Source organism: Belliella aquatica, assembly GCF_014637795.1.
GTDB lineage: Bacteria > Bacteroidota > Bacteroidia > Cytophagales > Cyclobacteriaceae > Belliella > Belliella aquatica.
This window is the reverse complement of record NZ_BMFD01000003.1, coordinates 122248-142695: the sequence shown is the minus strand read 5'-3', so window position 1 is coordinate 142695 and position 20448 is coordinate 122248. Positions and strand designations below refer to the sequence as shown.

19 protein-coding genes are annotated in these 20448 nt (G+C 37.5%); 15 read left to right on the top strand and 4 right to left on the bottom strand.

The window, feature by feature from the left end; translation table 11 throughout:
- Positions 1 to 82: 82 nt before the first annotated feature.
- From IEV57_RS05430 to IEV57_RS05415, 4 genes are all read left to right on the top strand, one after another.
- A complete protein-coding gene (locus IEV57_RS05430; RefSeq protein ID WP_188440443.1) occupies positions 83 to 1345 on the top strand; it encodes an NAD(P)/FAD-dependent oxidoreductase in 1263 nt (420 codons plus the stop codon).
- 128 nt (positions 1346 to 1473) lie between these two features.
- The gene (locus IEV57_RS05425; protein WP_188440441.1) at positions 1474 to 3888 is read left to right on the top strand and encodes a TonB-dependent receptor; all 2415 of its coding nucleotides are present in this window, start codon (positions 1474 to 1476) and stop codon (positions 3886 to 3888) included.
- A 98-nt stretch (positions 3889 to 3986) separates the two neighbouring features.
- Positions 3987 to 4814: a ZIP family metal transporter gene (locus IEV57_RS05420; protein ID WP_188440439.1), complete on the top strand. Its 828-nt coding sequence runs from the start codon at positions 3987 to 3989 to the stop codon at positions 4812 to 4814.
- Between the two features lie 61 nt (positions 4815 to 4875).
- Positions 4876 to 6654 (top strand): SLC13 family permease, encoded by a 1779-nt coding sequence (locus tag IEV57_RS05415; RefSeq protein WP_188440436.1) that lies wholly within the window; start codon positions 4876 to 4878, stop codon positions 6652 to 6654.
- Positions 6655 to 7029: 375 nt separating this feature from the next.
- Here IEV57_RS05415 and IEV57_RS05410 read toward each other — a convergent pair whose 3' ends face one another.
- Positions 7030 to 7950 (bottom strand): AraC family transcriptional regulator, encoded by a 921-nt coding sequence (locus IEV57_RS05410; protein ID WP_188440434.1) that lies wholly within the window; start codon positions 7948 to 7950, stop codon positions 7030 to 7032.
- Between the two features lie 205 nt (positions 7951 to 8155).
- Here IEV57_RS05410 and IEV57_RS05405 point away from each other — a divergent pair, with 205 nt between their 5' ends.
- A complete protein-coding gene (locus IEV57_RS05405; RefSeq protein ID WP_188440432.1) occupies positions 8156 to 9682 on the top strand; it encodes an aldehyde dehydrogenase family protein in 1527 nt (508 codons plus the stop codon).
- 276 nt (positions 9683 to 9958) lie between these two features.
- Positions 9959 to 10375 (top strand): DUF779 domain-containing protein, encoded by a 417-nt coding sequence (locus IEV57_RS05400; protein ID WP_188440430.1) that lies wholly within the window; start codon positions 9959 to 9961, stop codon positions 10373 to 10375.
- A 3-nt stretch (positions 10376 to 10378) separates the two neighbouring features.
- Here IEV57_RS05400 and IEV57_RS05395 read toward each other — a convergent pair whose 3' ends face one another.
- A complete protein-coding gene (locus IEV57_RS05395) occupies positions 10379 to 10606 on the bottom strand; it encodes a hypothetical protein (RefSeq protein WP_188440428.1) in 228 nt (75 codons plus the stop codon).
- Positions 10607 to 10708: 102 nt separating this feature from the next.
- On the opposite strand from IEV57_RS05395, the gene IEV57_RS05390 reads away from it, so the two are divergent.
- Genes IEV57_RS05390 through IEV57_RS05380 form a run of 3 tightly spaced genes read left to right on the top strand, consistent with a single transcriptional unit; the run spans position 10709 to position 12655 of the window.
- Positions 10709 to 11137: a nuclear transport factor 2 family protein gene (locus tag IEV57_RS05390; protein ID WP_188440426.1), complete on the top strand. Its 429-nt coding sequence runs from the start codon at positions 10709 to 10711 to the stop codon at positions 11135 to 11137.
- 38 nt (positions 11138 to 11175) lie between these two features.
- On the top strand, positions 11176 to 11898 hold the full coding sequence (locus IEV57_RS05385) for a VIT1/CCC1 transporter family protein (RefSeq protein WP_188440425.1): 723 nt from the start codon (positions 11176 to 11178) through the stop codon (positions 11896 to 11898).
- A 4-nt stretch (positions 11899 to 11902) separates the two neighbouring features.
- A complete protein-coding gene (locus tag IEV57_RS05380; RefSeq protein WP_188440423.1) occupies positions 11903 to 12655 on the top strand; it encodes a DUF5995 family protein in 753 nt (250 codons plus the stop codon).
- Between the two features lie 57 nt (positions 12656 to 12712).
- Here IEV57_RS05380 and IEV57_RS05375 read toward each other — a convergent pair whose 3' ends face one another.
- Positions 12713 to 13738, bottom strand: a complete 1026-nt coding sequence (locus IEV57_RS05375; RefSeq protein ID WP_188440421.1) for a DUF4407 domain-containing protein — start codon at positions 13736 to 13738, stop codon at positions 12713 to 12715.
- A 274-nt stretch (positions 13739 to 14012) separates the two neighbouring features.
- Here IEV57_RS05375 and IEV57_RS05370 point away from each other — a divergent pair, with 274 nt between their 5' ends.
- The 3 genes from IEV57_RS05370 to IEV57_RS05360 all read left to right on the top strand — a co-directional run bounded on the left by IEV57_RS05370 (position 14013) and on the right by IEV57_RS05360 (position 18279).
- Complete coding sequence (locus IEV57_RS05370; RefSeq protein WP_188440420.1) at positions 14013 to 14315, top strand: thiamine-binding protein; 303 nt, start codon at positions 14013 to 14015, stop codon at positions 14313 to 14315.
- A gap of 204 nt (positions 14316 to 14519) precedes the next feature.
- Positions 14520 to 15680 (top strand): hypothetical protein, encoded by a 1161-nt coding sequence (locus IEV57_RS05365; protein WP_188440418.1) that lies wholly within the window; start codon positions 14520 to 14522, stop codon positions 15678 to 15680.
- A gap of 4 nt (positions 15681 to 15684) precedes the next feature.
- Positions 15685 to 18279 (top strand): OmpA family protein, encoded by a 2595-nt coding sequence (locus IEV57_RS05360; protein ID WP_188440416.1) that lies wholly within the window; start codon positions 15685 to 15687, stop codon positions 18277 to 18279.
- A gap of 64 nt (positions 18280 to 18343) precedes the next feature.
- Here IEV57_RS05360 and IEV57_RS05355 read toward each other — a convergent pair whose 3' ends face one another.
- On the bottom strand, positions 18344 to 19258 hold the full coding sequence (locus IEV57_RS05355; RefSeq protein WP_188440414.1) for a glutaminase: 915 nt from the start codon (positions 19256 to 19258) through the stop codon (positions 18344 to 18346).
- Positions 19259 to 19465: 207 nt separating this feature from the next.
- Between IEV57_RS05355 and IEV57_RS05350 the strand changes: the two genes are divergently transcribed.
- The 3 genes from IEV57_RS05350 (at position 19466) to IEV57_RS19500 (ending at position 20443) form a co-directional block, all read left to right on the top strand.
- Positions 19466 to 19810, top strand: a complete 345-nt coding sequence (locus IEV57_RS05350) for a PadR family transcriptional regulator (protein ID WP_188440411.1) — start codon at positions 19466 to 19468, stop codon at positions 19808 to 19810.
- Between the two features lie 133 nt (positions 19811 to 19943).
- Positions 19944 to 20165, top strand: coding sequence for a DUF433 domain-containing protein (locus tag IEV57_RS05345; protein ID WP_373282213.1), 222 nt, complete (start codon positions 19944 to 19946; stop codon positions 20163 to 20165).
- Positions 20162 to 20443: a DUF5615 family PIN-like protein gene (locus IEV57_RS19500; RefSeq protein WP_188440407.1), complete on the top strand. Its 282-nt coding sequence runs from the start codon at positions 20162 to 20164 to the stop codon at positions 20441 to 20443. The genes IEV57_RS05345 and IEV57_RS19500 overlap by 4 nt, the downstream gene beginning before the upstream one ends.
- Positions 20444 to 20448 lie beyond the last annotated feature (5 nt).

Sequence of the window (20448 nt, the reverse complement as noted above, 5' to 3'; positions counted from 1 at the left end):
TTATTTTTTTAATGTGACTATCATCACCTTTTTTTACTTGAGAGAGTCATAATTTGTGGTCAATATCAAAGGAAAAATAGCCATGAACCATACCCAAATTTTGATCATCGGAGGCGGTACAGCAGGTATCACTGTAGCTGCCCAGCTTCGCAAAAAAGATAAAAATCTTCAAATTGCCATTCTTGAACCATCAGAAAAACACTATTACCAACCTGCTTGGACCCTTGTAGGAGCTGGTAATTTTAAGTTTGAAGATACAGAAAGAGAAGAAGCGAAATACATTCCATCAGGTGTGAAATGGATCAAAGACAAAGCTACTGATGTGGTTCCTGAGAATAATTTAGTAAAAACAGAGCTATCAGGAGACTTCACTTACGACTATTTAGTGCTTGCTCCAGGCTTAGTTATGGCTCCTGAATTACTACCAGGACTGACCGAAGCGTTGAAAAAAGACAATGTATGTAGCAATTACATCGATCCAAAAAAAACATGGAAAGTCCTTCAGAACTTCAAAGGAGGTAATGCCATATTTACCCAGCCAACTACACCTATCAAATGTGGTGGCGCTCCACAAAAAATCATGTATATGGCAGAGGAGCATTTCAGAAATATAAAGGTGAGAGAAAAAACCAATGTGATTTTTGCTACTCCAGGTACGGTTATTTTTGGCGTTCCAGAGTTCGCTAAAACATTGAATAAAATAATAATTGATAGAGACATTATTTTAAAAACGTATTATGCTCCAATTAAAATTGATAGCGAAAAACAAGAAATCACATTCAAATATATAAATAGTGATGTGCAAGAATGCGCAAAAAATTTAAAACCTTCTATTGGTGAGGAATTGCATGGGGAGACCGAAATCAAACTTAAATATGACATGCTCCATCTCGCACCTCCACAGCAAGCGCCTGATTTTGTAAGAAACTCAGTAGTGTCACTTCAAGACGGCCCTAACAAAGGATGGGTAGATGTTGATATCAATACCTTAAGGCACAAAAGATTTCCAAATATCTTCTCTTTGGGTGATGTAGCCGCACTCCCAACTGCCAAAACTGGAGCAGCAATTAGAAAACAAGCACCTGTGGTCAGTGGGAACCTTTATCACTTGATAAAAAAAGGAACCTTGAATGGCGAAATTTATGAAGGCTACTCTTCTTGTCCATTGGTAACGGGGTATAGCAAGATGGTCTTGGCTGAATTCAAATACAACAATGTCCGAGATAGCGATCCACTTATCAGTAAATTTGTAGATACTACAAAAGAACAATATAGCATGTGGCTATTGAAAAGATATGGACTCCCTTTCATGTATTGGGACTTAATGCTCAAAGGAAGAGCATAATTAAATAAGCAAAAAAGCTAGATCTTGTCTAGCTTTTTTGCTTATTAAGTCAAAATTCTCCCGCTCGTATGAAAGGACTAAAATAAATCGCTGCTTTCCTGTATTTTTAATTCTTGAAAGCAGCCAACATGAAAAAATTAAGCTTAATCCTAGTTTTTTCCTCCATATTCTTCACCACTTTTGCCCAAACTTTAACTGTAAAAGATAAAGAATCGGGTGAAGGCTTAGATTTCGTTTCTATTTTTAGCCAAAATTTAAAAATATTAATCAACACAACTACAAATGGCACTGCAGATATCTCCAAGCTACGGGGTGAAGAAAAAATTCAAATCAGACTTTTTGGTTATAGTAGCCAAACTATTTCTTTCAACAAATTAGAGAATCAAGGCTTCGTCGTACTTTTACAACCCACATCTATTACGCTACAACAATCCGTTGTATCAGCCTCTCGATGGAGTCAATCTAGACAGGAAATTCCTGCAAAAATCAGTAGTATCAGCCAAGAAAGCGTGTCATTACTCAATCCGCAAACTTCAGCAGATTTATTGGGGATTTCAGGGGAAGTTTTTATTCAAAAAAGTCAACAAGGAGGTGGAAGCCCGATGATTCGTGGTTTTTCGGCAAATAGATTACTCTACACTGTTGACGGAGTGCGAATGAATACTGCAATTTTTAGAAGTGGTAATTTGCAGAATGTAATTTCACTCGATGCTTTTGCAACAGAAAATACTGAAGTCTTATTTGGTCCAGGCTCGATTATCTATGGCAGTGATGCCATAGGAGCAGTCATGAGCTTTCAAACCCTAACTCCAAAACTTACCAATAAAGATACTCTTGAAATCACTGGGAGCGGCACCTTACGAACCTCCACAGCAAATCAAGAGCAAACCGGCCATCTTCACATAGGACTAAACGGTAAAAAATGGGGATCAATCACTAGCTTTACAAGAAGTAATTTTGGCGATTTGAAAATGGGAAAGAATGGTCCAGATGAATACCTCAAACCCACTTATGTCATCAGAACTAACAATCAGGATCAAGTCGTAACAAACCCAGACCCACGAATTCAAAATCCAAGTGGTTTTTCTCAAACTAACTTGATGCAAAAAATACGATTCAAACCGAATCAAAAGTGGGATTTTAAATATGGGTTTCATTATTCAGAAACTTCTGACTACGCTCGATTTGATCGACATATCCGCTATAGACCTGATGGTCAACCAAGAAGTGGTCAGTGGGATTATGGCCCTCAGGTTTGGATGATGAATAACCTACAAGCCACCTATATTGACGAGAACAAATTCTTCGATGAAGCTTCCATCCGTATCGCTTTACAAAATTTCGAAGAAAGTAGAATAGACAGAAACTTCAACAATCCTATCCAAAGAACAAGAACAGAAAAAGTAGCTGCATGGTCGGCAAACATGGATTTTTACAAAAATCTAAGCACTTCTTCTAAGCTTTTTTATGGAATAGAATGGATTCTGAATGAAGTAAATTCAACAGGAATCAATACAAACATAGATTCAGAAGAAACCTTTATCGGGCCTGTTAGGTATCCTATTTCTACTTGGACTTCTGCGGCCGCCTATCTAAGTTTTCAAAACAAAATAAGCAAAAACCTCTTGTTTCAATCTGGAGTGAGGCTAAACACTTTCTTATTAGATGCAGATTTTACTAATAATTTGGTTTTTTACCCGCTCCCGTTTGAAGACACTTCTTTAAGGAATTCTGCATTGACAGGAAATGTCGGTCTAGTACTCACACCCTCCGACAATTATGCAATTCACGTCAACGCTTCCACAGGATTCAGAGCCCCGAATGTAGATGATATCGGAAAAATTTATGACTCTGAGCCCGGGACAGTTTTGATACCCAACCCAAATCTTGATGCAGAATATGCTTATAATGTTGAGATTGGCTTGAGTAAAGTTGTAGGAGAAAACATCATGTTCGACTTTACCACCTATTATACTTTACTTGAAAATGCAATGGTAAGAAGGGATTTCACCCTGAATGGTCGAGATAGTATTGTGTACGACGGTCAACTCAGCCGAGTTTATGCTTTGCAAAATGCTGCAAAAGCAACAATTTTAGGACTACAAGCTTCTTTAGAAATAAAACTTCCTCATAATTTCACGCTTTCTTCTCGCTACAATGTCCAAAAAGGCCAGGAAGAAACAGATGATGGTCAGGTAAGCCCATCGAGACATGCTCCGCCTTCATTTGGTATCACAAGACTTAGCTTCAAGAAGAATAAATGGTCTGGACAACTTTATTCAGAATATGCCAGAGAAATGAAATTTGAAAATCTACCTTTGGAAGAACTTGGAAAACCAGAACTTTATGCCCGAGATGAAAATGGTAATTCTTATTCACCATCGTGGATCACATTTAACATCAAAGGCCGATATAATTTGTCAAATATATTTTTCCTTAATCTAGGCGTAGAAAATATTACCAATGTGCGATACAGAACTTACAGCTCTGGATTATCTGCTCCGGGTACAAATTTCGTTTTTTCAATAACAGGGACTTTTTAAATCAGAAAAGACTAATTTTCAAAGTCTACGGTAGCACTTAATGGAATACATCCTACTTTTGATTCAAAAATTAGATACTTTTGTAAAAACCTATACCTATGTTAGAATCACTAGAAATTTTTGCAAAGGAAATTGGACCAGTTAAATCTGCTTTTTTAGCGACGACATTTACATGGATTGTCACCGCACTTGGTGCTTCGCTTGTTTTCTTTTTCAAAGAAATAAGGAGATCTGTTTTTGACACCTTGCTTGGATTTACAGGCGGAGTTATGATTGCAGCAAGTTTTTGGTCGTTGTTGGCACCGAGCATCAAGCATTCCGAGGCACAATTTCCCTCAGCTCCTTGGATTCCTGCAGCTATAGGATTTCTTGCAGGTGGGCTATTTATTTTTGCTCTAGACAAATTCATGCCACACCTCCATATCAATTTCAACAAAGATGAAACAGAAGGTGTCGCAACCAAATGGCACAAATCCACACTTTTACTTTTAGCTATCACTCTACACAATATCCCTGAAGGTTTAGCTGTTGGCATCCTATTTGGAGCCGCATCGTTGGGTATGGAGGGAGCGAGCATTTCAGCAGCTATAGCACTAGCTATAGGGATTGGTATCCAAAATTTCCCTGAAGGTATGGCTGTTGCAATGCCACTAAGAAGGCATGGTGTGAGCAGAAGGAAAAGTTTTTGGTACGGTCAGCTATCTGCTATCGTGGAGCCCGTTGCTGGCGTGATTGGAGCCGTAGCAGTAATTTACATGCAAGACATTCTTCCCTATGCCCTTTCATTCGCAGCCGGTGCTATGATTTTCGTAGTAGTAGAGGAAGTAATCCCCGAAACACAAAGAGATAAATATACCGATTTGGCTGTTTTAGGTTTTATGGGCGGATTTACGATCATGATGATTTTGGATGTAGCGCTAGGTTAATGATTTTGAATTTGGGAATACCCCATATTCTTTTTAACTAGAGTAAATTCAAAAAACCAACATGCAAGAATTAATTGTTTTCGGAGTACTAGCCTTCGCCTTGATATTTTTCGTATGGGGGAAATTCAGATATGATATCGTTGCAATCACTTGTTTGTTGATATTGGTAATCACTGGAATTACTCCTGTTGATGAAGCATTTTTCGGTTTTGCACACCCCGCTGTTGTCACTGTTGCTGTAATTCTAGTGGTAAGTGCAGGATTACAAAATTCAGGTTTGGTAGAGTTAATCGGAAAGTGGATAATCAAACTCGGAGATAATCCAACCATTCAGATTGCTGTCCTTTGCGTGACAGTAAGTGTAGCATCTGCATTTATGAATAATGTAGGTGCATTGGCGGTAATGATGCCTGTAGCACTTCATTTGGCAAAAAAGAGCGGGAACTCACCCTCATCTTTATTGATGCCGTTGGCATTTGCATCCCTTCTGGGTGGCATGATTACCCTTATTGGGACACCTCCGAATATTATCATTGCGAGTTTCAGACAAAAAGAAATGGGAGTTCCATTTTCCATGTTTGACTTTGCCCCCGTCGGAATAGGAGTGACGGTGATAGGTCTTATTTTTATCATTTTATTGGGTTGGAGACTGATTCCCAAAAGAATCAGTGGCAATAAAAAAGATGAAAATTACTTCAATATCGAAGATTACATCACAGAAATCATAGTCGAAGAAGATTCGAAATTAGAAGGGGAACCATTGTTGAAAGTGCAGGTAATCAGTGAGGGTGACATTCAAGTTCTACATGTAGTGCGCAACAATTACCTGATCCATGCACCTGACATGAATATGGTCATGCGAAATGGAGATATCATTTCTATTGAAAGTGATGGCGACGATTTGAAGAAGTTCTTAGAAAAAAGCAACTGTACATTAGTTGCAAATAAAAAAAATAAAGAAGGCGAAAAAGCCATAGGCAGTGAAGAAATCTCTATAGTAGAAGCCGTTGTGATGGCAGATGCTGCGATTTCTAATCAAACTGCCGTAAGTCTCAGCATGCGCAACCGGTTTGGCGTGAATCTGTTGGCAATCTCAAGGCAAGATAAAAAAATCAAAAAACGCCTTGATCACATTAAATTTAAAGTGGGCGATGTTTTACTTCTTCAAGGCAATCCAGAGAAAATCAACGAAAGTCTACAAATTATGGGTTGTCTCCCCTTGGCCGATCGCGGTTTCACTATTGGTAAACCAAAGAGAATCGTAGTAGCTTTAGGTATTTTTGTGGTTTCGATTGCACTTATTATCACTAATCTTTTGCCTGTTCAGATCAGCTTTACCTTGGCTGCACTTGCAATGGTAGTGACCAAAACACTAGATTTAAAAGAACTCTATCAAAAAATTGACTGGCCTGTGATTGTTCTCTTAGGCGCGATGTTACCGATTGGAACTGCTTTGGAAAGTACCGGTGGAGCAAACACAATTGCAAATCTTTTATTAAAAGTAGGCTCTGACCTCCCGGCTGAATTAAGTTTGGTATTGTTTTTTGTCACCACCATGTTACTGTCTAATGTAATCAACAATGCTGCTACTGCCGTACTCATGGCTCCGATAGCCGTCAATATCGCACATGGGCTGGAAGTTTCTTCAGACCCATTCTTAATGGCTATAGCTGTAGCAGCCTCTTCGGCTTTTCTTACACCTATCGGTCACCAATCAAATACATTAGTAATGGGACCTGGAGGATATGCTTTCAAAGATTATTTCAAAATGGGTCTTCCTATATCTATTTTAATAACAATTGGTGCTATCCCTCTAATTCTATTCTTTTGGCCTTTGTGAAAAACAGGGTTAATTTTAAGTTAATTTTCAGGAAAACATTGGAATTAACGCAAAAAACGCACGTTTTACACCTGAGAATTGGTAATAATTCATTTTTCGGTAAAATAGGGTAAAAAATCAACCCCTTTTTTACTTTTTTATGCAAAATTCATCAAAATAGGTTTAATTATTAACCATAAAAAAAGGAGTCTCTGTAAAAGACTCCTTGAGTGGGTTTATTTGTAACTGACCTCAGCCATATTTCATTTGGCAAAACTTCAACATTTATTGTTTTTTCTCTACCAAACTTTCCTAAACATAACAAAAACATAATAAACGGCAATAAAACTTCTAAAATATTTTTTTGAAAAGATATCATAAGCGACAAATATTTGGTTACTGCAAAGAGTTTTGAAAAACCTTTGGTGTCATTCCAAATTCTGCTTTGAAGGCACGAATAAAATAAGTATTATTATTAAACCCCGCCATAAAGCACACTTCTTGGATTTGATAGTTGGCCATTCTCAAATAATTTTTAGCCAAATTGAGTCGCTCTTTTAAAATGAACTCCATTGGAGATAGTCCCAGCTCGTTTTTAAATGATCTTGAAAAGTGTGGTTTACTCATACAAGCCTTAGAGCTGAGCTGATCCAAAGTAAGATTTTCTCTGATATTCACCTTGATAAAATCAACAACGTGTGCAAGTCTATTATTTGAAGAAAGTTGCTTGTAGGTCTTCTCTAACATCTCTCTTGCCTGTGTCTGTGTTAATCTGATTAGCAACTCCTTCAAGGCCAAGGTCGCTATCACATCCTTTTCTTTTGATCTTTCTTTGACACCTATCCTTATAAATCTATTAATGATTTCCGATAAATCTTGTGTATTAATCAGATGAAAATTAGATAAATCCAGACCCCACTCTTGGCTAAGCATTTTATCTGGAAACCTTTCATTCAGCAAATTAAAAGTGTTTTCGATCATTTCCTTCGAAATAGACAAAGCAATGCATTGCGTAGGATTATCAAAATTAGCTTCTGGGAAATCGATTTTCATCAATTCATTGGGTGGAACGATCACAGATTCCCCTGGTAAATAATCAAATCCAGGTTTGTCAAAAAGATGCATGACCTTTTTACCCTTCAGCATGGTGGTCAAAACTAAATCTCCAAAGACTAAATTAACATCTTTAGCCTCCTGATGCGTCTCAAAAATATTCAACTCGCACTCGTCTAAAGTATAAGTAGTTCTATTCTCTACCAGTGTCTTAAGATCTCTTTCTGCCCTCCATGGAACACCCGCTATGAAGTTATTTTGCATGCTAATTATTTTGGGTTTTTCTTAAAGTTATTAAGAAAGAATCATTTATAGAAATTTATTGAATTAAAACTCAAAATCAGATTTAAAATCAGGTATTCCATACTTCATATACATATTGTTATCTGAGGTGGATTGTATGATAGGATAAGTTGGTTTTTAGAAGAATTTAATAAAGACATTTGAAAAAAACCCAAAATAAAAAAATATGTCAACTTTAACATTATCCCAATCAAAGCCTGTTGATAGGCCAAAAATTAAAGAAAAGTACGACCATTTCATAGGAGGTAAGTTTGTAGCTCCTTCCTCTGGAGAATATTTTGACAATATTTCCCCAATCGACGGAAAGGCTTTTTCAAAAGCTGCAAGAGGAAACAAGGCAGATATAGAACTGGCTCTTGATGCCGCACATGAGGCTTTCCCAACTTGGTCCAAAACTACTCCTGCTCTAAGAAGCAAACTCCTCAATAAAATTGCTGATATCATTGAAGAGAATCTGGAAATGCTCGCAAGGGTTGAAACAATAGACAATGGAAAAGCACTTAGAGAAACTAGAGCAGCTGATTTACCCTTAGTAATCGACCATTTCAGGTATTTTGCTGGTGTGATCCGAGCTGATGAAAGCACCATTTCAGAGCATGACGAGCATACTGTGAGTATTGCGCTTCACGAGCCGCTAGGCGTAGTTGGGCAGATCATTCCTTGGAACTTCCCTTTATTAATGGCGACATGGAAAATCGCTCCAGCACTTGCTGCCGGCTGTTGTACTGTAGTAAAACCTGCTGAGCAGACTCCTACTAGCATCATGGTGCTAATGGAATTGATCGCTGACGTTCTTCCTCCTGGCGTTCTGAATGTGGTTACAGGATTTGGTCCAGAAGCAGGCAAGCCACTAGCTTCTTCTCCTCGAATCGCTAAAGTATCTTTTACAGGAGAGACCACCACTGGTCGATTGATTATGCAATATGCATCTGAAAATCTTATCCCGGTCACCATGGAACTTGGTGGTAAATCTCCAAATATCTTTATGAAATCAGTGGCTGATGCCGATGACGAGTTTTTTGACAAAGCGGTAGAAGGCGCAGTAATGTTTGCACTCAATCAAGGTGAAATCTGTACTTGCCCCTCAAGAATCTTGGTTCATGAAGATATCTATGATGTATTTATGGAAAAAGTCGTAGAAAGAACCAAAGCAATCAAAATGGGTCACCCACTAGCGGAAGACACGATGATGGGAGCACAGGCTTCAAATGATCAGTATGAAAAAATCCTTTCTTACATGGATATCGGAAAGCAAGAAGGAGCAGAAGTTCTTTGCGGTGGAGATAAAGCCAGTCTCAATTCTGGCCTAGAAACAGGTTACTACATTCAACCAACAATTTTTAAAGGGCATAACAAAATGAGGATTTTCCAAGAAGAAATCTTTGGTCCTGTAGTGTCTGTAACTACATTCAAAACTACTGAAGAAGCGATCGCTATCGCAAATGACACAATGTACGGTCTCGGTGCAGGACTTTGGTCTAGAGATGCACATGAACTTTATCAAGTGCCAAGAGCAATCCAAGCAGGACGTGTTTGGGTGAATTGCTACCATAATTACCCTGCGCATGCACCATTCGGTGGATACAAAAAGTCTGGATTTGGTAGAGAAAACCACTTGATGATGCTTGACCATTACCGTCAAACCAAGAATATGTTGATTTCTTATGATAAAAATAAACTTGGATTCTTTTAGTAGAAAGATATAAGACTTGAAACTTAAGAATCAAGACATAAGATGCAAGAAGCACGGTAGAAATATCTTGCTTCTTGTTTTTCCATTAAGCTTTAAAAGTTTAAAATGAAAGGTATTAGAAATATTGTTGAAATAGGTTGATAATTTACATAAGCTATTGGCTAGCAGCATACTCTTAGAAAACTCTAGTTTTTAACAAAAGGTCTCACTCCCTCAAAAACTTTACAACCTTCCAACTTTACAACATGTTAACCCTTTTGAAAACCCTCAATCAACATGACTGATCAAAAATATACCCCAAGAGTAATTCTATCAGAAGTTGCCATAGAAACAATCGATATTCTTCGAAAGCGCTTTGGCAACGACTTAATGTTTCATCAAAGCGGAGGCTGCTGTGATGGTTCTTCTCCAATGTGTTTTGAAAAAGGAGATTTTAAAGTCGGTACTAGTGATATCTGGCTAGGTGATGTGTATGGTTGTGATTTTTTCATGAATCAAGATCAATTTGAATATTGGAAACATACACAACTCACCCTGGACGTGACGCCAGGAAGAGGAAGTAGCTTTTCAATTGAAATCCCGATGGGAATCCGGTTTATGATTCGCTCACGCTTGTTTACAACGGAGGAATTGGAAAACCTTATTCCTACAAAAACAGGCGAGGAGGTTTTAGAGGAAAATCAATTAAAATAAGCTTTAATCTGCTTTTTGAATTTCTTCTCTTTTTTTCATTCTGAAAACATTATAAAAAGCTAGCGCAATAGAAATCAGCAATCTTGTCAACCAAACTCTCAAGTCAATGATGTATGCTAGCCAAATTTGAAAATCTGTTCCACGATACAAGACTTCTATTAAAAAATCGACCAATACAATCCCAAAGAATATCAAGAGTGTGTTGATGATTATATTTTTTATTTTTATCATTTATCCTCAAATTAAGGTGTTATTAGACTAAGACGTATTCCAAATTACGGTATTTTTAGAGTCATATAGCAGGGACATCTCTTTTTTACTTAAATTAAAAGTATGAAAGCAAATCTAATTCTTTTTATCATTTCAATCTTCGCCGTGCAGGCTTTTGCACAAACTACTTCCGAAGAGCAAGAGATTACCAAAACGATCAACCTGTATTTTGATGGGATGATGGAGCGTAATCGCACCAAGTTAGATCAAGCTTTTGACCCAGCGGCACGATTAATTGGTTATCGAGGAGAAAATTTTACGGTAACACCTTATGAAGATTGGGCATCAGGAACGGCTAAAGGAGAACCAAGAAATTCAGACTTATTTACCAACAAAATTTTAGAAATTGAACGTAAAGGCTATACCGCCATAGCGAAGACGGAGCTCTTTTGGCCGGGCATCTATTATTTCGATTACTTGACTTTAATCAAAATCGATGGTCAATGGAAAATCGTCCATAAAACTTGGTATGAAGAAAAAAGAGAGGATTGATAAATGAAAACTCATGATTTTTAAAACTTAAAATTAAAATGAAAGAAGATAAACTACACCAAGAAATTGCGATTGCTGGAGGGTTACAAAATTACCTCAGAGAATTTGTTTATGGTGGAATAGATGGAGCAGTAACGACTTTCGCAGTGGTTGCAGGAGCTGTTGGAGCTAATCTAGACCCTGCGATTATCATCATTTTGGGCTTTGCAAATTTACTTGCTGATGGCTTTTCCATGTCTGTTGGGGCCTATCTTTCTTCCAAGTCCGATCAAGAAAATTACGACAAACACAAAGCTGTGGAATATTGGGAAGTAGATAATTTGCCGGAAAAAGAACGCCATGAAATCGAAGAAATCTACCGAGAAAAAGGCTTCGAAGGCGAATTACTTCAGCAAGTAGTCAATGTCATCACAGCAGATAAGGATCGTTGGGTAAACGAAATGATGAAAGACGAACTCAATATGATGGAAGAAACCAAAAGTCCATTTAAAATTGGTTTGGCTACTTTGATATCATTCATAGTAATTGGATTTATCCCACTGATGATCTATGTCTATGATTTCTTTCAAGAGACCACTTTCAATGTGTTTTTATGGACAAGCATTTTCACAGGAATTGCCTTTGCAGTAGTTGGATGGCTCAAAAGCTTTGTCAATCAAACGAATATCTTCAAGAGCATCGGTGAGACTTTGGCCTTAGGTTTCCTTGCTGCTTTGGTTGCTTATTTTGTAGGGGACTTTTTAGAAACTCTAATTAGATAAACAAATGAAAACCATAGATGAAGTGATCTTCAGAATGGATCTTATTGTAGCCGAATGTACTTCAAGGGAGTCCAGAATGGGATATTTTGCAATTCTTTACCGTCAGGTTACAATTCGTATCAAGGAAGGTATTTTGAGGAATGAATTTGAGGACAATCCTCGGATGGAGAAACTCGATGTGATTTTTGCCAAAAGGTTTATAGATGCTTATGAAGCTTATCAAAATGACGAAAATCTTACCCTCAGCTGGGAAATTGCCTTTGACGCCTGCTCTCGAAATTCACATATCGTCCTGCAGCATCTCCTTTTAGGAATTAATGCACATATCAATCTTGACCTAGGAATCGCAGCGGTAGAAACAGTAGAAGAAAAAAATCTTGATACCATTCAAAATGACTTTGAAAAAATCAATCAGGTGTTGTCAGAGTTAGTTGATAGTGTCAAAAACAACATTGGAAAAATTTCGCCGTTATTTAGGTTTCTAATTCAGTTTGCAAAAGGCAGAGATGAAATTCTTGTCAATTTCAGCATCAAACTAGCAAGAGATGGTGCTTGGAAATTCGCAAACGAATATATGCTACACGCCAATAAAAAAGAATGTATCCATCTTCGAGATCAAGTAATTGCAGGCCTTGCTGAAGGCTTGATCAATCCTGGAAAAAGGCTAAATAGATTGATTGGTTTGATCAGTTTTACAGAATGGAGATCTGTCAGCAACACGATGAACCAACTCAATCAAATCACCAAACATACCTAGAAAATACTAAGGCCTTAATCGATGACATCTTATTTCTTAGCTCTTGTTTCTTGATTCTCAAATTTCAAATCTCAACTCCCCCTCTTTTAATCTTTCCTCACTTTCCCTCACCAACTTCACCGTTTTTTCATTGGAATAGACTTCTATTGATTTTTCTGCAAGATCGAGCAATTCATCATAAGGACCTCTTGGAGAAATGATTTTGACAAAAATCGGGGCCGTCTCAATAGCAACGAAAAGTAAAACTATCATCAAATTGGCCATTTTAAGAGCACGACTTTCTGAAGTCAAAACTGCCAATGCATCTATTCTAGCCGCCAAACCATCAAATTCATCAATGTTAGGCTGGATTTTCTCAAACTCGGCCTCCCTCAGAGAAGCCAGTCTTAAGATTTCTTTATCCAGTACATCCATTTTCTCTTTTGTGCTGAGCTCCAACTCTGTTAAGCTTTGTTGTGCCGCATCAAGTTGTTGTTCCTTCTTCTTTGCATTAGAACCCAATCCAACAATTCCACTTGTCCCATCTGTTTTTGTTCCGAAGCGCTCAAAATCATACTCTTGCTGAAGCTTGTCTCTATAAGCGCGCGCCGCTTTTACTTCAGATTTCAAACTGTCTTTCTGGATTTCCAAATCATCGATTTCTGTGAAACCCGTTTTGAGAGCTTCTTTACTTTCTGCTATCATCAACGTTTTTTGTTCATCCAATTTTCGATTGATTTCTCGTTCAAATATTTTCAATTCCAAAGGCTTCGAAATCACCAAAGCTAAAATCACAGCCATGACTAATCTTGGAAGTGCCATTTTCCACTCAGTCCAGGCGTGATTTCTCTTTCGCATACTGGAAACGATAAATCGGTCAAGATTAAAAATCATCAAACCCCAAACTAATCCAAAAGCCAAAGCATACCAGACGGATTGAAAAATTGTAAATAGAGCATAGCCTGCCGAGATAGTCGCCAACAATCCTGTGAAGAAAATAGTCCCTCCAATCCCTACATACTTGTTGCTTTCCGTGGGTGCTCTTTTCAAAAGATTAAAATTGGCTCCGCTACAGAACCAGAAAAACTGATTAACATTCTTCATTATTTTTTACAATATATCTTATGCGTAAATCTCATCTCAAAAAACGATCTAAATCATTCAATAATATGTGAGTATATCGTACTTTTAAAAAGTAAGTGACCAAAGTCCATCAATAAGTGATGGAGAAGGCGATTCTTGGTTTGAAACATTCTAAAGTTAATTCTCATTCTTAATTCAAATTTGAAGAGCAAAATCTTCTATTGATCAAAAATGAACAATTAGCGACCGCAATCGATCAGTATTATTTAAAAAAAATCATAAAACTAATCCTAAAATGGAGCATAAGCACATCATCAACATGGGTATTCAAATTGTCCCAAAAAGCAAAACACTAGACAGCTACTTTCTAGTAGATAAAGCGATAGAAGTTATCCAAAAATCTGGTGTAAAATACGTGGTAACTCCCTTTGAAACGGTAATGGAAGGTGAACAAAAAGAGTTGATGGAGATAGCCCAAAGAGCACAAGAAGCTGTTTTGGATGCTGGTGCCGATGAGGTACTGATATATTACCGCATGCAAATCCGCAAAGCAAAAGATGTTTGGATTATGGACAAAATCGGAAAATACAACCCATAAACGTTTTGTTTGGCTATTTACCAATATAAAATAGTGAAAACAGATCCCCATATTTAAAGGATTTGAGTGAAATTATATAAGATATAAATGGCCTAAATCTGAACAGAAAAGGCCAAAATTGGGTTATATTCAGTATATTGAAGGGAATAACCCTTAATATTTTCTAGTTTTTATAATTCGTAAATTTTCTAATAAACCAGTTTTATGAAAAAAATACTATTTATCACCCTAGCCCTTATTATTTCAAATCATGTTCTCGGGCAGATCAAATCTGTAAATTTTGATGTAGTCACCAATCAAATTAATTCAGGCGTTCCACTTCCATCTGAAGAGCCTTTTTACATCAAGGGAACACTCCCTACCAATATCAAATTTGTCAAAGTAAAAGTAAATCGGCCTGGCAAAAGCGATAAACAAGCAGAAGAATATGTTTGGAAAACAGCCTTTGACTTTCAAGTCAGTCAATACGAGCTGTTTGTCGCTACTCCGCTGAAAAGCAATACAGAGTACAATCTTGAGTTTTCTTATTACGAAAACGCAAACGAAGAGCAGATGGATGAAGTGAAGTCTGCTTTGAACAAAAATCTTGAATCCTACATCAATGCCAATCTTGAAGTCGCTTCTGGAGGAATAAAATCTTATAGCAATGATCAGGTGATGATCGCACAGATGAATCAGATTGTTGAGAATGGTTTATTGGATTACAGACATTTTTTGGGGAGAGATTTTCCAGGATTTAGTGATTTAGTCAAGCAAAAACTGGATCAAAAAGACAAGCTTAAACTCAGAAGAGCTAGGTTCAATATTCTTGGAAGAAATGAAGAGGATAATGAAAAAGCAGTCTATGCCAACGCATACATTGATGAATTAGTAGGGACAGTTCAAAATGAGGTTGATCAATTTTTAGCACGAAGCTTAATAGCTTTGGTTGATGAAAGAATTGTCAATGCATATCCAACAGAAAAGAAACCACATACGCTGCCATTGAATTTTGGATATGGTGCATTTGCTGTGAAGCGCACACTTTCCTCCACAGAATATTTCAACGGTCCTTATGTGGGACTTTCATTTCCCTTGGGAAATAAAACTTTCCAGAAATTCTTAGGAAATGCCTCTATTTCAACTGGGGTATTTTTGCAGAATTTCGAGTCAAAATCAGGAAATCAAATTTCAGGTCCTTTAGTAAATCTTCCTATTTATGCTGGATTGGGCTATAAAATATTCAATGTGATGCGATTCAATGCAGGTGCAGTGATGATCAATATGGAAGAAGTCAATTCAGGTAGCAACACAAATTACATCCAGCCCTATGTCGGGTTAAGCTTAGAATTCAACTTGTGGGTTGGGCTAAACAACAGGAGGTAATTTGATGAAAAAGCTAATACTAATATTATTCGTAAGTTTCCTTTCCATCCCTATCCTTTTTGCCCAGCAAAAGGAATATGATTGGAGACTGGGAGTCAGCGGTGGCTATTCTAATTACTATGGTGACCTCACTCCCTACAGACTTCGTGGATTGTCAAATTTTGATGCAATCCATCATCTATTTTATTTCAACGAAAATTACTTTGACCAGTATTCCTTCAAAATTTCTCTTGAGAGAAAGTTAAGTCCTACCGTGGGAATTCAGTTTAGCTATGGTCAATATCAATTCTCGATGAGCGATCGGTACATTAGAAGAAATGGAGAATTGCTTACTTCAGGAAGAAATTTTGATCGCGCCTTGAATTTTCAGAATAACACCAGAGATATGGGAGTTTCTTTTGTATTCAAAGCAGATAACGACAAATTATTATCATCCAAATCATTACTCGCTCCCTACTTCACTTTAGGGTTTGGTCTTTTAGATTTTGATATCAGTGGTGATTTATTGGATGATAATGGAAACAGATACGATTACACCAATCCTGCAACAGTTGGGAATGGACGCTACGAAACAGAGTTACCTCCACTGAGAACAGAACTTTCTGATGGATATAATCTAGGTGCTTTTTATGCCAATCTTGGTCTCGGAATAAGATTAAGACTAGGGCAAAGATTGGAAATATTCGCTCAGAGTGACTTTATTCACAGTTTTACAGGATACCTCGATGATGTGGATGGCACGTACAGAGAAAGTTATGACAATGATTTTCAAACTTACGCAGCAAAACCAGGACCCAACACAATTGATCCTGCTACACGAAATAGAGGTGAGAATAGTGGCAACAACGATTGGGTAATCTATCATGGTGTTGGCTTGAAATTCAACTTTGGCGCAAGTAAAAAATCCTTCCAAGCTCCAACATTGAGTACCTACTATCCTGACTATGGAACCAAGGTTATTGAAGAAAAAACGTTAGCCCAAGAAAAGACGGTCTCGGAATCTGATTCTTTGAAAGTGGTAAAGGCAGGAGACACTTATAACTATTACACCAATATTCAACTTGTCGATCAACTTAGACTGGATAGTTTGAGTTACCGAACTCAAATCTTGACTTGGGAACAACAAATCGCTGATCGTAGAGAGCGGGTTTTGCAAAGTAGAATTGACGAGCGAAACCTTCTTGACATCCAAAATCAAGTCAATGATCAGTTTTCAAACCTGAAAGCAGATACTGTACTGATGGCGGCCAAGAAAGATTCTCTATTAAAGGTCACTGAAAGCTCTGTCACCAAAGTGAAATCTAATCTTGACAGCATCCAAAACAGGAAAGTGCAATTCGAAGCTGAAATAGACAGCATTTCCAAACTTAGGAATAATTACAAAATCCAACCGAGGACTGAGAATACTTCCTTAGACAGCCTATTGAGTCCCATGAATATCTCAAGATCAATGGCTTCTATCTCACGGATTACTGCTGAAGGTGATGTTGTCATCGAAACACAAGCCCTGTCTAAAGTGAATTCTACCGGCAAGGAGCTCCCACAACAGCAGTTGATTGAAAGAAGAGTTGTCGATGGAAAGGTTATGGAAAGAAGAGTTGACGAATCGCAAAAGCCAACTTCAGGGACAGAACAAGGAAATCTCAATAAGATAAAAGAACAAGAAGATAGAATTAGCCGCCTGGAAACTGAATCAAGAAGATTACAATCTGAAAGAGATAGCTTAAGCAGGCTGCCAAGAGAAGTTATCTACATGCAAAGCAGAAGTATGGCACCTTCCCTACCCGATAGAAGTAAGGGCACTACAGCTAGTGAAGGAAATGGTTCAGTTGAAAAAGAAACTATCATACGAGAAAGAGAAAAAGTAATAGAAACTGAAATCAAGGAAGTTAGCCCAGAGAAGGACCGAAATCTATTCCGATCAATCGGCGCCTTCTTTGGTGGTGCAGCAGTATCAAGATCAATTCAACCCGACCTTCCTAAAGAAACGACAACAATTGAACTAGACACTGTCAGGACCGCGCTTGAAGACCCGATTATTGCTCCAGATAGCCTTACTTCCATCGATAGTCTTGCTAATTTACGATTGGAAGAAAGCATCGTCAATGAAGATACGCTTAAGATGAGAATAAGCAATCAGTCACGAGAACTAGAAAGAAGATCACAGCAAGAATTATCTGAGAAAATTACCAAAATAGACAGCTTACCGAGAGAGATATTGAGAGATACAGTTTTTTTAGAAAGTGATCCTTTAGTGAGATTGCTCAGGTATAAAGAAATTATCTATTTCGATATCAACCAAAGGGCTCCAGCAGACGAGGAACTCAAAAAATTGGCAAACTTGGTAGATTTTATAAAAGAAAATGCCGGCTACCAGCTAACACTGACAGGTTATGCTGATAATACCGGGAATATCAATTACAACCTGAAACTTGCAGAAGAAAGAACAAAAGCAATTAGTGAAGCACTGATTCAGCAATTTGGAATTTCACAAGATAAAATCACCCTTGAATCAGGCGGTCAGGTTATAAGAGGTTCCCAAAAGTCTAGCAATGACCAAGATCGAAAAGTAGAAGTAAGGATTGAGAGAAAGAATTGATGGATTTTGAATATTAAGCACAAATAAGGCTTTGGAAGATTGAATTCCAAAGCCTTTATTTTTTTTAAAAAAGAGAAAAAGACAATTTATCAGTCAAAAGCTCCAATGCTTTGATGGCTTTAACTGAGTTCCCTTTTTCATTGAGTTCAGGACTCCAGACAGCGATACTAAATTTGTGAGGCATTACTGCAGCTACACCACCACCTACGCCACTTTTCCCTGGCAGTCCAACTCGAAATGCAAATTCTCCTGCTTCATCATAAAATCCACAGGTTAACATCAGTGCATTCACCCTTCTAGCATGACTTTCCGATAAGATTTCCCTGTTCGCAAAGATAGAGAACCCGTCATTTGCCAAATAAGAGAAAGATTTTGCCAAGTCTACACAATTCATCTCAATGGCACATTGAGAAAAATAGACATCCAATACCTCGTCAATATTGTTGTTGAAATTCTTGTAGGACTTTAGAAAATAGGCCAAAGCAGTATTTCGCTCCCCATGATTTTGCTCTGATTTTTTAACACTATCATTGATACTCACACAATTTTTCCCTGAGATTTCATTGATAAAATCAGAAATCTGCTCTATCGGTTTTTCAAACTTGCTGCAAAGTGCATCTGTAATCACTAAAGCACCGGCATTGATAAAAGGATTTCTGGGGACTCCCTTTTCAAATTCCAGCTGCGCAATCGAATTAAACGGATTACCACTCGGCTCGACATTTACTCGTGAGAAAAGCTTGGAGTTGAACACATGAAAGACCATCGTCAAGGTATGGACTTTACTGATACTTTGGATAGAAAAAGGCACCTGATAATCCCCAACACCAAACACATTTCCTTTCAAATCAACCAGTGCAATCCCAAATTGATCTGGGTTCACCCTCGCCAATTCAGGAATATAATCTGCTACTTTTCCTCTCAGGTTCTCTTCCTGAACTTCTTGATATACTTCCTCTATGATTTGCTGATAATCCATTAGCTCAAAATGATAATTATATCAGTCAGATCAAAATTTTATGAAAGTTTATCAGTTTCATTACCATTCACTTTTATCGAAAGGTTAAAATGTGCAACAATTAAAAATCATCCTTTTTCTTATCACTCACATATAAAATTATATACCCAATTTTCTTATGTATATAATTTTTTTATATATTTGACTTACTGATGCATCAAAAACGCTATGTCAAACAATAACTTAATCAAAGGAAGCCTGCAGACCATTATCCTCAAGTTGCTCGAGGAAAATGAAAGAATGTATGGCTATGAGATCACGCAAAGAGTGAAAGAACTCACAGCCGGTGAGATCAAAATCACCGAAGGTGCCCTCTACCCTGCCCTTCACAAGCTCGAAGCAGAAGGAATGCTCACCACAGAAATCCAACAAGTAGATAACAGAGTCAGAAAATACTACAGCCTAACCAAGAACGGTCAAAAGGAAGTCAGCGCAAAAATGACAGAACTGCAAAGCTTCGTGGGCAATCTCCAAAGAATACTAGACCCAGAATGGAAACCGGGCTTGGCTTAAGAGACCTCTCGCGAAGTTAACAAAGGAGAAAAAGTCGTTAAGATGACTTATATGCACTTTAAAAAATGATAGAAAGGGGAAAGCTATAAAATTGATCAATTATAAAACATAAAACTTAACCATGGAAAATTTATTGAAAAGAATAACAATCAACCCTGAAATAGCACATGGTAAACCAACCATCAGGAATACAAGATACGCAGTTAGTTTTATACTTGAATACTTAGCTGGGGGTGATACTATAGAGGATATAATAGAGGAGTTTAAAGATTTGGAAAAGGATGATATACTAGCTTGTCTAGCCTACGCAGCGCAAACTGTCAATCTCAAAGATTTTAAGATATCAGCCGCATGATATTTCTTCTAGACGCAAATATACCTCCCTCATTAGCAGAAGACATCTCAGGTCACGAGGTTATCCATGTTAGCACTTTCCCCAAAGGAACGTCTACAAGTGATCGAGAAATAATTGATTTTAGCCACCAAAATAATTGCATCTTAATATCCAAGGATTCTGACTTTTGTGATTCATTTTTAATATCAAAAAAACCCAAAATTAATTCTTGTGAAACTAGGAAATATTCGATTAAGAGAAATAAGGAACTATTTCAGGAAAAACTTCAACCTCATTGAACAGT